This is a genomic window from Mesorhizobium sp. M0159 (assembly GCF_040322295.1).
Lineage (GTDB): Bacteria > Pseudomonadota > Alphaproteobacteria > Rhizobiales > Rhizobiaceae > Mesorhizobium.
The window spans coordinates 35773-49411 of sequence record NZ_JAMYTF010000040.1 but is presented as its reverse complement, the minus strand read 5'-3'; the positions used below and the strand labels follow the sequence as shown (position 1 = coordinate 49411).

Annotated in this window: 14 protein-coding genes and 1 pseudogene; 7 read left to right on the top strand and 8 right to left on the bottom strand. The window is 63.3% G+C overall.

Translation table 11 applies throughout. The features are described from left to right. Positions 1-262: 262 nt before the first annotated feature. Positions 263-1282 (bottom strand): glycoside hydrolase family 25 protein, encoded by a 1020-nt coding sequence (locus NKJ32_RS27720; protein ID WP_352829501.1) that lies wholly within the window; start codon positions 1280-1282, stop codon positions 263-265. Positions 1283-1533: 251 nt separating this feature from the next. Here NKJ32_RS27720 and NKJ32_RS27715 point away from each other — a divergent pair, with 251 nt between their 5' ends. After that, entirely contained in the window at positions 1534-2448 is a 915-nt protein-coding gene (locus NKJ32_RS27715) for a hypothetical protein (protein ID WP_352829499.1), read from the top strand. A 13-nt stretch (positions 2449-2461) separates the two neighbouring features. Here NKJ32_RS27715 and NKJ32_RS27710 read toward each other — a convergent pair whose 3' ends face one another. From NKJ32_RS27710 to NKJ32_RS27690, 5 genes are all read right to left on the bottom strand, one after another. After that, complete coding sequence (locus NKJ32_RS27710; protein ID WP_023674755.1) at positions 2462-2674, bottom strand: hypothetical protein; 213 nt, start codon at positions 2672-2674, stop codon at positions 2462-2464. A 119-nt stretch (positions 2675-2793) separates the two neighbouring features. Further along, positions 2794-3192, bottom strand: a complete 399-nt coding sequence (locus tag NKJ32_RS27705; protein ID WP_352457758.1) for a GFA family protein — start codon at positions 3190-3192, stop codon at positions 2794-2796. A 196-nt stretch (positions 3193-3388) separates the two neighbouring features. After that, positions 3389-4345, bottom strand: a complete 957-nt coding sequence (locus NKJ32_RS27700; RefSeq protein WP_352829497.1) for an alpha/beta fold hydrolase — start codon at positions 4343-4345, stop codon at positions 3389-3391. A 22-nt stretch (positions 4346-4367) separates the two neighbouring features. After that, positions 4368-4853 carry an SRPBCC family protein gene (locus NKJ32_RS27695; RefSeq protein WP_352829495.1) on the bottom strand — a complete coding sequence of 162 codons (486 nt, stop codon included), beginning with the start codon at positions 4851-4853 and terminating at the stop codon, positions 4368-4370. Between the two features lie 121 nt (positions 4854-4974). Then, positions 4975-5223 (bottom strand): ParB N-terminal domain-containing protein, encoded by a 249-nt coding sequence (locus NKJ32_RS27690; protein WP_023674751.1) that lies wholly within the window; start codon positions 5221-5223, stop codon positions 4975-4977. Between the two features lie 156 nt (positions 5224-5379). Here NKJ32_RS27690 and NKJ32_RS27685 point away from each other — a divergent pair. The 5 genes and pseudogenes from NKJ32_RS27685 to NKJ32_RS27665 all read left to right on the top strand — a co-directional run bounded on the left by NKJ32_RS27685 (position 5380) and on the right by NKJ32_RS27665 (position 10878). Beyond that, positions 5380-7019, top strand: a pseudogene (locus NKJ32_RS27685) (N,N-dimethylformamidase beta subunit family domain-containing protein). Position 7020: 1 nt separating this feature from the next. After that, positions 7021-8388, top strand: a complete 1368-nt coding sequence (locus NKJ32_RS27680) for an aminotransferase family protein (protein WP_352829493.1) — start codon at positions 7021-7023, stop codon at positions 8386-8388. A gap of 9 nt (positions 8389-8397) precedes the next feature. Continuing rightward, positions 8398-9327 carry a 3,5-dioxohexanoate:acetyl-CoA acetone transferase gene (gene kce / locus NKJ32_RS27675; RefSeq protein WP_352829491.1) on the top strand — a complete coding sequence of 310 codons (930 nt, stop codon included), beginning with the start codon at positions 8398-8400 and terminating at the stop codon, positions 9325-9327. 1 nt (position 9328) lies between these two features. Continuing rightward, entirely contained in the window at positions 9329-9850 is a 522-nt protein-coding gene (locus NKJ32_RS27670; protein WP_352829489.1) for a GNAT family N-acetyltransferase, read from the top strand. Beyond that, positions 9847-10878 (top strand): histone deacetylase family protein, encoded by a 1032-nt coding sequence (locus NKJ32_RS27665; protein ID WP_352623622.1) that lies wholly within the window; start codon positions 9847-9849, stop codon positions 10876-10878. The genes NKJ32_RS27670 and NKJ32_RS27665 overlap by 4 nt, the downstream gene beginning before the upstream one ends. A gap of 18 nt (positions 10879-10896) precedes the next feature. Here the strand turns inward: NKJ32_RS27665 and NKJ32_RS27660 are convergent, their stop codons facing one another. Both NKJ32_RS27660 and NKJ32_RS27655 read right to left on the bottom strand, forming a co-directional pair. Next, positions 10897-12162: a cysteine desulfurase-like protein gene (locus NKJ32_RS27660; protein ID WP_352788541.1), complete on the bottom strand. Its 1266-nt coding sequence runs from the start codon at positions 12160-12162 to the stop codon at positions 10897-10899. A gap of 48 nt (positions 12163-12210) precedes the next feature. Beyond that, positions 12211-13278, bottom strand: coding sequence for an aldo/keto reductase (locus tag NKJ32_RS27655; RefSeq protein WP_352570861.1), 1068 nt, complete (start codon positions 13276-13278; stop codon positions 12211-12213). On the opposite strand from NKJ32_RS27655, the gene NKJ32_RS27650 reads away from it, so the two are divergent. Beyond that, a complete protein-coding gene (locus NKJ32_RS27650) occupies positions 13277-13630 on the top strand; it encodes a hypothetical protein (RefSeq protein ID WP_352829487.1) in 354 nt (117 codons plus the stop codon). The genes NKJ32_RS27655 and NKJ32_RS27650 overlap by 2 nt on opposite strands. The last annotated feature ends 9 nt before the right edge of the window (positions 13631-13639 follow it).

Sequence of the window (13639 nt, the reverse complement as noted above, 5' to 3'; positions counted from 1 at the left end):
CGGCATGGGGCGACGTTATCCAATCCTGGGGACGACCTCCAAGGAATCCTCAGATAAGGGCCGACGTTCGAGACCAACCAAAGGGGATGGCGCGGCGCCTCCCCTTCTCCCCTTGTGGGAGAAGGTGGCCTCGCGAAGCGAGGTCGGATGAGGGGTGCTCCAGCTTGGCACCGGCGGCGCTCCGTCCAACACCCCTCAACAGTCTCGGCGCTGCGCGCCAATCCACCTTCTCCCACAGGGGGAGAAGGAAGAAGCTGCCGCGCTACTCCGCCTCGGCCACCATCTGCCGGCCGCCCACCCAGTCGCGCCAGGCCCTCTCATCGCCGTGGAAGACGTTGAGGTCTATGCGGCCTCTTACGCCGTGCGACAGGCCGGAGCCGGAATATTGCCAGAACAGCCATTTGCGGTCGGGATAGACCTTTGACGGGTGCGCCGCCACGGCGCGCAGCCAGAACGGATAATCGAGGAAGGCGCCCCTGAGATTGTCACGGTAGAAGTCGGGCGCGGTGTAGATGATCGGCCGCTGGCCGTAGTGGCGCTCGAGCTTGTCCATGAACACCTGCATCTTTTCCAGCACCTTTTGCCGCGATGGGCGGCGCTTGCAGCTGGAGTCGCCGTTCCACTCGACGTCGATCACCGGCGGCAGCGCACCCTCGACCCGCGGCACGTTGCGGATGAACCAGTCGGCCTGCTCGCCGGCGGTGCGGCACCAATAGAAGAAGTGATAGGCGCCGCGCTTGAGGCCGGCGGCATCGGCACTGCGCCAGTTCCTGGTGAACATCGGGTCGAGATGATCGCCGCCGTCGGTGGCCTTGATGTAGGCGAAGTTGGCGCCCTGGGCACGCAGCTTTCCCCAGTTCACATTGCCCTGCCAGCGCGAAACGTCGACGCCGTGGACGGCGAGACGCCTCGGCGAGGATGCCTTGCCGAAATTGATCGGCTTGGCATCGCGAAAACCATAGCGTGTGACCGCTTCGGCAAGCATTGCTGGTGCCGCGCGTGTCAGCCGCTTCGGCGGCGACATCAGCGCGATCACCTCGGCCGGCGGTTCGACGTCCTGATCGGGTACGTCCATCGCGACCGGCTGTTCGTCCTGCTCCTGGTCGGCAAAAGCGGGCGCAGCATCAGTTTTCGCCACGGATGCCACCGGCGCGAGTGGCCGCACAACCGAGCTGGTGGTCTCGCTGGACGGCACTTGCAGCGCATCGACGCCGGAGGTTGACGTGCAGCCGGCAAGGCACAGCGCTGCGATCGAAAAGATGACGACGCCTGATAACCGCATCTGGACCTGTACGCAAAACACAACAGACCGAAGGCAGGACAACGCCGCCGGACAAACCAAGCTGGATTCCTAACAAGAAACTACCAACAAAGTTTGAATCGAATTGTTAGGGCTTTGCGGCGGGACGTTGGCCGGGCGGAGGTGCGCTGTCCCTCCAATGTTCGGCCACGTCGCTGCCTCGGCTTGACAACTCACGGCATGAGATTAGTCTCCACTAATCTTACGGTGTAAGGCACCACGTGGAGGACGTCATGCAGCCCGCCGCCCTGTCAGAATTGCAGCCCGTAGTCCCGCCGGAGCCATGCTCGCCCGCCATCGGGGTCGACGAGATACCTCGCAACCTCAGCCGCGCCATCGAACGCGCCGAGGTCAATGCGTGGCTCGATCTCTATCGCGCCGCCCCGGCAGACTTTGCCGCAAAGCAAGGCCTTGCCATCGCCGAAGATGGCGATCTCGTCTGGACCACCTGCACGACGATCCCGTTCATCCATTTCAACTGTGTCAAAAATTTCGGCGTCGAGAGCGCGGCCACCGAGAGCCGGCTCGACGCGCTTCTGGCGCATTATCGCGACGCCGGCATTCTGCGGCCCTGGTTCTACACCAACCCACACACCGAGCCCGCGACGCTCAGCTGCTGGCTCGAGGCGCGCGGCCTGCAACGTCAGGGCGGCTGGGAACGCATCTTTCGCGACGCCACGCCATTGCCCGCTGAGCCGGTTTTCCCGACGGAGGATGTCTCGGTCGAGCGGGTGACGCCGGCAACGGCAAGGGAATGGGCTGGGTTCATCGACAGCCAATATCGGTTGCCGACCTCACCGTGGTTGCTGGCGCTGGCCGGCCGACGCGGCTGGCATCATTACATGCTGCGGCGGGAAGACGCGGTGGCGGCGGTGCGCTCGATGTTCATCGGCGCCGACGGCATGGCCTGGAGCGGCATCGACGCGCCGGTGCCCGGCATCATGGCGCCGAGCTTCGACCTCGATGCAATGCTCGGCGAAGCGATGGTGCGCGACGGACTTGCGGCCGGTGCAAAACTGTTCGTGGCCGATATCGAGGCGCCGCGAGCCGAACGTGACGGGCCAGCCTACCGCAACTATGCACGCCTCGGCTTCAAGCTTGCCTATTTCCGCAGCCATTACAGCTATTTGCCGGCAAATTCCGGCTGACCGCTTCAAGACCCTAGCTGCACAACCACAGCTTGTGACAGGTCGTGGCCATGAGGTGGGCCGGCGGTACAAAGCGATCGTTGACCGGCGCATCATCGTCTACCCGGCGGACCTTTTCTTCGAGCAACGTGCGAAGTTGTGCCGGTTGCACGCGGTCGCGCTCCATTACCAGCTTGATCATCGGATCGCTCAAGAGTTCATCCAGGGTGTTGATGCTGTCGTTCATCCGTCGCCTCCTCGACTGCCTGCCCGCATGCCAATAGATAGGCAGCAATGATGGCCCGCCAATGACGCTTTGCCGGCTATCTCGTGTCGCTTCGGATTAAATTTTGTCCAGATTCCACCTCAAGCCGGAGGTGGCGCGCCTTCAAACTGCGGCAGGCCGTCGTCGATCTGCACCCAGGGCTGCTTCGAGGCGGTCCAGATATGCATCTCAGGCCTGAACAACGAGGGATCATCGAGCGAGCCGGTGGTGATGCCGATAATGCCGGCGGAATCGCGCCGGGAAAACATCGTCGTGCCGCAGCGCGGGCAAAAGCCGCGCTTGAGATCGGGCGAGGAATTCACCGTCGCCAGCGGTCCGTCGACCGTCACATCATCGATGCGGAACAGCACGCGCGCATTGAAGGCGGCACCCAGCGCCTTCTGGCACAACCGGCAATGGCAGACGCGCTCATTGATCGGTGCCGCCTCGGCGCGGTAGCGCACCGCACCGCACAAACACCCGCCCTGATATCTTGCCATCACCCGCGTCCCTGCCCTGTGAGGATAGGCGGCATACCTATCGATAGGCGTGGCAGCGTCAATTGAAAAGCTTTGATGGCGCCATCTATAGCTGTGATGCGGCCAATACACGATTGGCCGATGCGCCGGGCCAAGGCCCCATGGGCGACATGCCGGCCATCTCGCGGAAGACGGCCGGCAGACAATTGACTGGGCGTCAGTTCGTTTCGTTGACGACCTCGTCCCAGGTCTTGACCTTGGTCTGGCCATTGAGGAACGGCAGCGCGGCAGCTGTCAGTTCCGGCGCGAAGAACACATCGTAGTGGGTGCGGTTCGGCACGATCGCCAGGCGGTTCTGCGACAGGTTCTCGCGCATCCAGCCGGCGTCCTTCAACCCGCCGCCGAGCATCTGATAGAACTTGATCTCGTGCTCGGGCCGGTACATGTCGCTGTCGCCGAACACCAGCATCACCGGCATTTTCAGCTTCGGCACGTCGGCCGAATAGTCGTAGTCCTTGCGCATATAGGCGCCGAGCTGGTCGAGCAGTTTCGGAAAATCCTCCGGATGCGGCGCAACCGCGACGTAGGATTTGTATATCGGTGTGTCCTTCATCATGTCGGCCATCGCCGCGCCGACCTGTGCCTGCTGGCCACGCATCTCGGCATAGAAGCCGTCCGCGGCGTAGCCGGTCGAGACCAGCACCAGGCGGCGCACCGTTTGGGGATGCTGGACGGCCATGCGGAAGGCGACGCCGCCGCCCAGCGAATAGCCCATCACGTCGACCTTGTCGTAGCCGAGTGCCTTGACGATCGCCGCCATGTCGTCGCCCATCGCCTCCAGGCTGAGCGGCCGGTCGCCGAGTGCGGTGCGGCCATGGCCCTGCAGGTCAACGCCGATGACGGTGCGGTTTTCGGCAAGTTTTGGCAGGATCGGCGCGAACATGTCGGTCGTGCCGAGGCCGCCATGCAGCAGAAGCAGCGGCTCGCCCTTGCCATAGACGGCGTAATAATAGTTCAGGCCGTTAATCGGCAGCAGGCCGGATTTTTCCGGCGTCGGCAGTGTTGCGGTTGCGGTCGTCATGGCGGGCTTGGCCTCCTCTGCGTTGATGGTGCCCGGCGCGGCAAACAGCGCGGCGGCCGAGGCGAAAATGGCGAAAAATACCGATCTGGACATCAGTCTCCCTCTCCCGTTTGCATCAAAGTCGCTTGGCGACCTCCTCAAGCTGTTCGGCGCACTGGCCCCAGCCCTCGTGAAAACCCATTTTCTCGTGCTGTTCGCGGTCGGCGACCGACCAATGCGCGACGCGGGCAATGTAGCGGGTCTTGCCCTCGCCCTCGTCCTCGAAGGTCAGCACGACCGTCATGAACGGCTTTTCGGACGGCTCCCACGCCTTCGTATAGGCATCGGTGAAGACGAGCTTTTTGCCCGGTACGACTTCGAGGAAGATGCCTGGATTCGGGAACTCCTTGCCGTCGGGATCGGCCATGACGACAAGGGTGGAGCCACCGGTCCGCACATCCATTTCGGCGTGCGGCGTCGTCCACGGCTTCGGCGAGAACCATTGCGTCAACAGCTTTGGCTCGGTCCAGCAGCGATAGACGTTCTCGTGCGGCGCATCGATGATGCGGGCGAGAACCAGCTCGCGATCGGAGTTGGGGGCGATGTCGAGCTTGGTGGTCATGATGTTTCCTCACACGTCGGTTTTGGCTTCCGTGTCTAGGACGAACCGACAAGACGCAAGCCGACACGGTCCGCGAAAAAATCCGCGGGACAGGAGATTCGAACGACGGAAATAAGTGGCTTCAGTGGCGCTTGGCTTGGACGAGGTAGGCGTCGATCTCGGTCTCGCCGAGCCACTTGGCCGCTTCCAGCCGATGCAACCCTTCGACCAGGATATGGCGCTTGCCGTCATGGCGCACCTGGATCGGCATCTTCATGCCGTTTTCCAGAATGTCCTCGGCCAGATGGCGGACGGTTTCGGGATGCAGCGTCTTCTTGCGCGCCGTCGGCACGTAGATATCGTTGACCCTGACCTTTTGCACTCTCAGCATATCGGCTCCCGTGGCGGACAACGCCGCCCTTTGTGAGATAGTCTGTTTGTCAGGCAAGGCCAAGTGAGCAACCCGGCAATGGCTGGCCCGATCGTTTCCAATTGACGCTTGGCCGGCGGATGGCCGAAATGGCGGCCTTCGACCTTAGCGGTGTCCATGAACCATCCGCCGACCGAGTTTCCCGATTTCGGACTGACGCCGGAGCAGCGACGCCAGGCGGTGCGCAGCCATTACTGGGAATGGCCCGGTATGGATGGCAGGCGCGGCGAAATCTGGTGCTACAGCGACCGTTTTTCCTATCGCCCCGGCGAGATGGTGGCGCTGCATGTCAGTTCGACGGCCGCCGGTTTCGGCATCGCAATCATCCGCGACGGCGGCGCGGAAACGACAATGTTCGAAAGGACCGGGATTGCGGCGCGCTGGCAAGATACGCCGGATCAATGTTCGGTCGAAGGCTGCGGCTGGCAAGCGTCGTTCGAGTTTCGCATCGGCGACGACTGGCCATCCGGCGCCTATCGCGTCACGCTTGAAGCGGACGGTCGCGACGGCAAGCCGATCCGCTGTCATCACCTTTTCATCGTCTCGCCGCAGCCCGGCAAGAAACCCGGCCGCGTGCTGCAGGTGGCTGCCACCGGCACCTGGCTCGCCTACAATACATGGGGCGGTTCCAACCATTACGAAGGCATCACCGGGCCAAGCCGGGACCAATATGCACGAATGGTGTCGACCCAACGGCCGTGGTGCCGCGGCTTCGTCGTGCTGCCCAGGGACGCGCCGCGCGTGCCGCTCGAAGTCGCGGTGCCGCCGAAAACCGTGCCGCGCTATCCGCACATGGAATGGGCCTTTGCCACCGGCCATTCGAAGAAATACGCCTCAGCCGGCTGGGCAAGCTACGACAGCCATTTCTTCCGCTTCGCCGAGCGTGCCGGCTACGCCGTCGATCTCGCCAGCCAGCACGATTTGCATTTTTCGCCCGACATTCTCGACGGCTATGACTGCGTCGTCTTCGTCGGCCACGACGAATATTGGACCTGGGAAATGCGCGATGCGGTCGACACCTATGTCGAGCGCGGCGGTCATGCGGCGCGCTTTGCCGGCAATTTCATGTGGCAGACCAGGCTGGAGGACGAAGGCCGCCGGCAGGTCTGCTACAAATACCGCGCTCGCGCCGAGGACCCGGCCTATCGCGGCGGCGATATAAGGCGCGCCACCAATTCCTGGGAAGCGCCGGAAACCGGCCGGCCGGGTGCGGCGACCTTCGGCCTCAACGCGACAAGAGGCGTCTATGCCGGCTGGGGCGGCTGCGCGCCGCGCGGCGTGCGCGGCTTTCCGGTCTACCGCCCGGAGCATTGGGCGTTTGCCGGCACCGGCATCTACTATGGCGATCTGCTCGGCGCCGACAGCCATGTCTATGGCTACGAGGTCGACGGGCTCGATTTCGAGATCCGCGGCGGCCTGCCCTACCCCAAGCCCGACAGCGGTGCACCGGACGGGCTGCAAGTGCTGGCCGTCGGCATGGCGAGCCAGGTCGAGGAAAGCGCCGACATTGCGTTCGAGGACCAGTTTCTCGGCGACGAGGACGGACGCTTCACCGCCGAGACGCTGTTCGGCGAGGCAAGCGATGCCAACCTCGACAAGGTCAAACGCGGCAACGGCATGATCGTCAATTTCCCGCGCGGCAAAGGCGAGGTGTTTCACGCCGGAAGCTGCGAATGGGTTGCCGGCTTGCTAAGGCAGGATGCGATGGTCGAGCGCGTCACCAGAATGTCCTCGACCGCTATCTTGGAAAGCCATGACATGTTGAAGTCTCCTGCCCCGGAAACTCGCGAAGCCTCGCATCTGTTTTATCTATCCAGCCTGCGCCGGCCGCTGATCGACCGCGCCGAAGGCATCTACATGTGGACGCAGGATGGCCGCCGCTTCATCGACGGATCGAGCGGTCCGATGGTTGCCAATATCGGCCACTCCAATCGCAACGTGCTCGACGCGATGAAAAGGCAGATGGACCGCGCCACCTTCGCTTACCGTCTGCATTTCGAGAACGAACCGGCAGAGGAGCTCGCGCGGCAGCTGGCCGCCAAACTCCCTGAAGGCATGGACCGCATCTTCTTTGTCTCCGGCGGCTCGGAAGCGACCGAATCCTGCATCAAGCTGGCGCGGCAATGGGCGGTCGCCACCGGCCAGCCCAGCCGTTGGAAGGTGATCTCGCGCTTTCCGTCCTATCATGGCGGCACGCTCGGCGCGCTCGCCGTTACCGGCGACGATGCGCTGTCCGAACCATTTGTGCCGATGATGCAGATGATGCCGACCGTGCCGGCGCCCATCGCCTGGCGCGACCGCGACAATCTTTCGATGGAACAGCGCGGCATCCGCTACGCCGACATGCTGGAGGAAAAGATCCTCGCCGAGGGACCGCAGAGCGTGCTCGCCTTCATCATGGAGCCAGTCGGCGGCGCTGCCACGGCAGCACTGGTGGCGCCGGACAGCTACTATCCGCGCATCCGCGAGATCTGCGATCGCTACGGCATCTTGCTCATCCATGACGAAGTGATGAGCGGTGCCGGCCGCACCGGAAAATTCCTCGGCGGCGACCACTGGAACTGCAAGCCCGACATCGTCGCGCTGTCGAAGGGGCTGGGCTCTGGCTACGCGCCGCTCGGCGCGCTGGCGGCACCGATGCGGCTGGTGCAGCCTTTGCTCGCATCGGGCGGCTTTCAGCACGGCCATACCTACGCCGGCAACCCGCTCGCCTGCGCCGCCGGGCTCGCCGTACTCGGCGAAATGGACGGTCTCGGCCTGATCGCCAATGCGGCTGACATGGGCGAGCTTTTGATGGACGAGTTGAAGCGATTGGCGAAGCGGTTTCCGTTCATCGCCGACGTCCGTGGCAAGGGCCTGCTCACCGGTGCCGAGATGCTTGCGGATCCCGACACTCTGAGGCCGATCGAGCCGGCAAAGAAGGCCACCCAGCGGCTGCTCGACCTCGCCTATGAGCGCGGCCTGATCATCTACGGACGCAAGGTCAAGGGCGGTGTCGACGGCGACAATTTCATGGTCGCGCCGCCGATGATCGTCACCGCCGCGCAGATCGGCGAGATCATATCCATCATCGGCGACTCGCTCGAGGTGCTGGCCGGCGAGCTCGACCTGCCGGTCGAAGGCTGAGAGGCGAACATGGCGCCGCGAAAGGTCATTATCACTTGCGCCGTCACCGGGTCGGTACACACCCCGTCGATGTCTCCGCATCTGCCCGTGACGCCGGACCAGATCGCCGCAGACGCGATCGCCGCCGCCGAGGCCGGCGCTTCGATCCTGCATCTTCATGCCCGCGACCCCAAGGATGGGCGGCCGACCGCCGACCCCGAGGTGTTCATGCAGTTTCTGCCGCGCATCAAGCAGGCGACCGATGCGGTGATCAACATCACCACCGGCGGATCGTCGCTGATGACGCTCGACCAGCGGCTGGCCGCGCCGCTCAGGGCCGAGCCGGAAATGTGTTCGCTCAATATGGGGTCGATGAACTTTGCGCTGTTCCCGATGCTCGAGCGGCCGCGAGAATGGCAGCACGAATGGGAGCCGAAGCTGCTCGAGGCTACCCGTGACACGATCTTCAAGAACACCTTTGCCGATATGGAGACGGTACTGGAAAAGCTTGGGCGCGGCTGTGGCACGCGTTTCGAATTCGAGTGCTACGATGTCGGCCATCTCTATTCGCTTGCGCATTTCCGCGACCGCGGGCTGGTCTCGGGACCATTGTTCATCCAATTCGTGCTCGGCATATTGGGTGGTATCGGCGCCGATCCAGAAAACCTGGTCCACATGAAGTGCATCGCCGACAAACTGTTCGGCGACAGCTACCAGTTTTCCGTGCTGGCGGCCGGACGCCACCAGATGCCGATGATCTCGATTGCGGCGGCGATGGGCGGCAATGTCCGCGTCGGGCTGGAGGACAGCCTCTACGACGGGCGCCAGCTTGCCAAGTCCAATGCCGACCAGGTCCGCCGGATCCGCGGCGTGCTGGAAGGGCTGTCGCTGGACGTCGCAACGCCGGCCGAGGCACGGCAGATGCTGGCGCTCAAGGGCGGCGACCGCGTGGCGTTCTGAGATGAAGGCCGTGACCAACCCACCGTCAAGAGACATTGTCATCCGGCCCGGGACCGTCGAGGACGTCGAAACCATCCACGCCGCGCTCCTGCGGCTCGGCGCGCATGTCGGCGCACATCAGGAGATCACCTCGACAGCTCAGGATCTCCGCACCTATGGCTTTGGCGAGAAGCCTGCCTTCTCGACCTTGATCGCCGAAGTCGGTGGCGAATTTGCCGGGCTTTGCCTGTATTTTCCGATCTTCTCGACATGGATGGGACGGCCCGGCGTCTATGTGCAGGACCTCTATGTCGAGGACCGTTTTCGTGGCCGCAGGATCGGCGAGCGCCTGCTGCGCCGGGTGGCGGCGCAGTGCCGGAAGGCAGGCGGCGTCTATCTCAGGCTGTCCGTCGACACCGACAACAAGACCGCCAAGGCTTTTTACGAACGGTTAGGCATTGGCTGGTCGAGCTACGAGCAGGTGCAGAAGATCGTCGGCGACGCCTTTTTCGCCTTTGCCGATGCACCGGAGGAGCCAACATGAAAGCCTTCTATGCCGAAGAACAGAAGCGCCACGACCCGAAGGCGTTCCTCTCAAGCGGCGCGCCGCAGCCCAATCCGGAAAAGCCGGAACGGGTCGAGCGATTGTTAGCCGGCACCAAGGCTGCCGGCTGCACGATCGAACGGCCGCGGGATCACGAGCTCGGCCCGATTGCGGCGGTGCATACGCCGGAATATCTCGATTTTCTCCAGCATATCTTCGCGCGCTGGCAGCGCATCGAGGGCGCCTCGGCCGAGGTCATCCCCAATATCCATCCGATCGCGCGGAACGGCTCCTATCCGGCCTCGGCGGTCGGCCAGGCCGGCTACCACATGGCCGACACCGCCTGCCCGATCTCCAGCGAGACGTGGCAGAGCGCGCTTTGGAGCGCCTGGAGCGCGGTTGAAACCGCCGAGGCGGTGATGTCGGGAGCGCCGGCCGCCTATGCGCTGTGCCGGCCGCCCGGCCATCACGCCTTTGCCGATGTCGCCGGCGGCTTCTGCTTCATCAACAATTCGGCGGTCGCTGCACAGGTTCTGCGCAAGCAGGCGGCGCGGGTGGCGATCCTCGATGTCGACCTGCACCACGGCAACGGCACGCAAGGCATCTTCTATGCCCGGCCGGACGTGCTCACCGTGTCGCTGCATGCCGACCCGGTGCGCTTCTACCCGTTTTTCTGGGGCTATGGCGACGAGCGCGGCGAAGGCGCCGGCCTCGGCTACAATCTCAACCTGCCGCTGCCGCGCAAATCCGGCGATGCAGCGTTCCTCGAAGCGCTGGAGGCATCGTTCCAGCGCATCAACGCCTTCTCGCCCGATGCGCTTGTGGTGGCTCTGGGGCTAGATGCCTTCGAAGGCGATCCGTTCGGCGGGCTGTCGGTGAGCACGCCTGGTTTTTCGCGCATTGGCGAGGTGATCGCCGGGCTCGGCCTGCCAACGGTCATCGTCCAGGAAGGCGGCTATCTCTGCGACGAGCTCGGCGACAATCTCACCGCCTTCCTCACCGGTTTTGGCGGCGCCCACAAGCGATGATCCGCCCGCGAGGGCCGCTCAGGATCGTTCCTGCCTCAGCATGGCGACAACGCGGTGCACGCTCTCCAGCGTCTCGTCGATTTCGGCTGAAGTGTTGTAATGAGCGATTCCGATGCGCACCACCCCCTGCTCGGCCGGAATGCCGAGCTGGTGGACGATCTCCCAGGCGTAGTTGTGGCCGGACCACAGGAAGATGTTTTCGGCATTCATCTGCCGCACGATCGTCTCCGGCACGATGCCTTCGACAGTGAACGACACCGTCGGCACACGCTCATTGATCCGCTTCGGATCGGTGATGCCGTGGATGGTCAGGCCGGCAATATCCGACAGACCGTCGATCAGCTGTTGCGCCAGCGGGTTCTCGTAAGCGATTGAAACTTCGAAGGCCTTGGCGATTTTCAGCCGACGCGATCCTTGCGCGCCGGCTGCCGCGCCCAACTCGGCAAAATAATCGACAGCCGCCGACAGGCCGGCCATCAATTCAATTTGCGGCGTGCCGAGCTCGAAGCGCTCCGGCAAGGCATTGGACGAGCAACGGCATTTATACGGCTTAAGCGCATCGATAACGTCCAGCCTGCCCCACAAAATTCCCATATGAGGGCCGAAGAACTTGTAAGCCGAGCAGATCAGGAAATCGCAGCCGAGGTTTTGGACGTCGATCAGGCCATGCGGCGCGAACTGGACGGCATCGACGTAGACCAACGCACCAGCCCGCCTGGCGATGCCGGTCAACGCCTTCACCCGGTTGATCGACCCGGTGAGATTGCTGGCGTAGTTGAGCGCGACGAGCCGCGTCCTCTCGGAAAGCAGCGCGGCGAGCGCCGCCTCCTCGATCTGCCAGCTCTGCTGGTCGAAAGGCAGCCAGCGCACCACAAGGCCAAGGTCTTCGGCCAGTTGCAGCCAGGGTGAGACGTTGCCCTCATGGTCCATGCGGGTGAGGATGATCTCGTCCCCGGGCTTCACCGTGCGGCCGAGCGTTCGCGACATGTGGTAGGTCAATGTCGTCATGTTGGCACCGATGATAATTTCCTGCGGGCTCGCAGCGCCGAGAAAATCCGCCATCGCCAGATGGGCCTCGTCCCCTATGTCTTGTGCTGCAACGGTGGTCTCGAAGAAGCCGCCGAGGTTGGCATTCGTGGTCAGCAAGCAACGCGATACTGCGTCCCCCACCGACTGCGGCACCTGCGTGCCGGCAGGATTGTCGAGATAGATGCGCCGGCGGCCCTTGTCGGTCAGCGACAAGGCCGGAAATTTCGCGCGCACCGCGTCGATCCGGAAGTCCATGGCTGTTCCCCTCTCCTTATGACGATCGGACAACCGCGTCCCGACGCATCAAGGGCACGGATTGCCGACGCGCTGGTGGATCGCATCAACGGCTTTCTGCATGTCCTCGGTCCAGACCACGTCGGCGGAAGAGAGCGCCATTTCGAGTTGCGAAATGGTGGTGGCGCCGATGATGTTCGAGGTGACCAAGGGCCGGTTCGAGACATAGGCATTGGCAAACAGCGCCGGCTCCATGCCGAAGGTGCGCGCCAACCGGTTGTATTCGAGCTGCACCTCGGCAGCATTCGGCGTCTCGTAGCGCTGGCCGCGGTTGAACAACTGCGAGCGCGAGCCCTGCGGCCGCGCGCCATGATCGTATTTGCCGGTCAAATAGCCTTGCGCCAGCGGCGAATAGGCAAGCAGCGACACCTGCTCGCGCTCGCAGACTTCGGCAAGGTTCACCTCGAAGGTGCGATTGACGAAATTATAGGCGTTCTGCAGCGAGGCGACGCGCGGGCCGAGGCCCTTGTCGGCTTCGGCGATGAAACGCATGACGCCCCAGGAATTCTCGTTCGACAGGCCGAAATGGCGGATCTTGCCGGCCTTCACCAGTTCATCAAATACGGCAAGCGTCTCGGCGATCGGCGTCTCGCCTTCCGGCACGCCGGCGGCATCGGAGCGTCGCGGTACGGCGCCGATGCGGTTCGGATTGGCGCCCCACGGCACGTCGCGTTCCGGCCAATGGATCTGATAGAGGTCGATGTAATCGGTGTTGAGCCTGGCAAGTGACTTATCGATAGCGTCGAAGATGTCGGCGCGCACCAGCTTAGACGGGCGGTCGCCGCGAAACCAACTGTTGGCGGTGCGACCAACTACCTTCGAGGCGATGATCACCTGGTCGCGATTGCGCTTCTCCTTCATCCAATTGCCGATGAATGTCTCGGTACGGCCTTGTGTCTCCGCCTTGGGCGGGATCGGATAGAGTTCGGCGGTGTCGATGAAATTGACACCGCGAGCAAACGCCAGATCCATCTGGGCGTGACCGTCCGCCTCGGTGTTCTGCTGGCCCCAGGTCATCGATCCGAGGCAGATTTGCGACACGAAAAGATCGGTCTGGCCGAGACGGCGTTTGTGCATGGAGTTTCTCCGGCGGGAATTTTGCGCGGCTGCGCGAGGAGGAAGCAATAGCATACAGGAAAGCGCCGCCCGCTTCCAAGCCCACCGACGGCAGGCCCGGCGACTTTCCCAGGATGCCGGCAAACGGACTTTTTTTCGTGCGGCTAACAAAAAAGCCGGACTGCATGTGAATGCAGTCCGGAAGTTCGCCAGGAATGGCGAGGAAAACCGGCCAAGTGCCGGCACTGAGGCCTACGGTCGAAGCATCGCAGAAGTTTCGCCGGAACAGCCGAATTATGTCAAAAAAGATCAGGGCAGCATGGCTGCCATGCGAATGCCGCACTGCACAATTGTCATGATCTGCCTATATTGACGGCCGTGG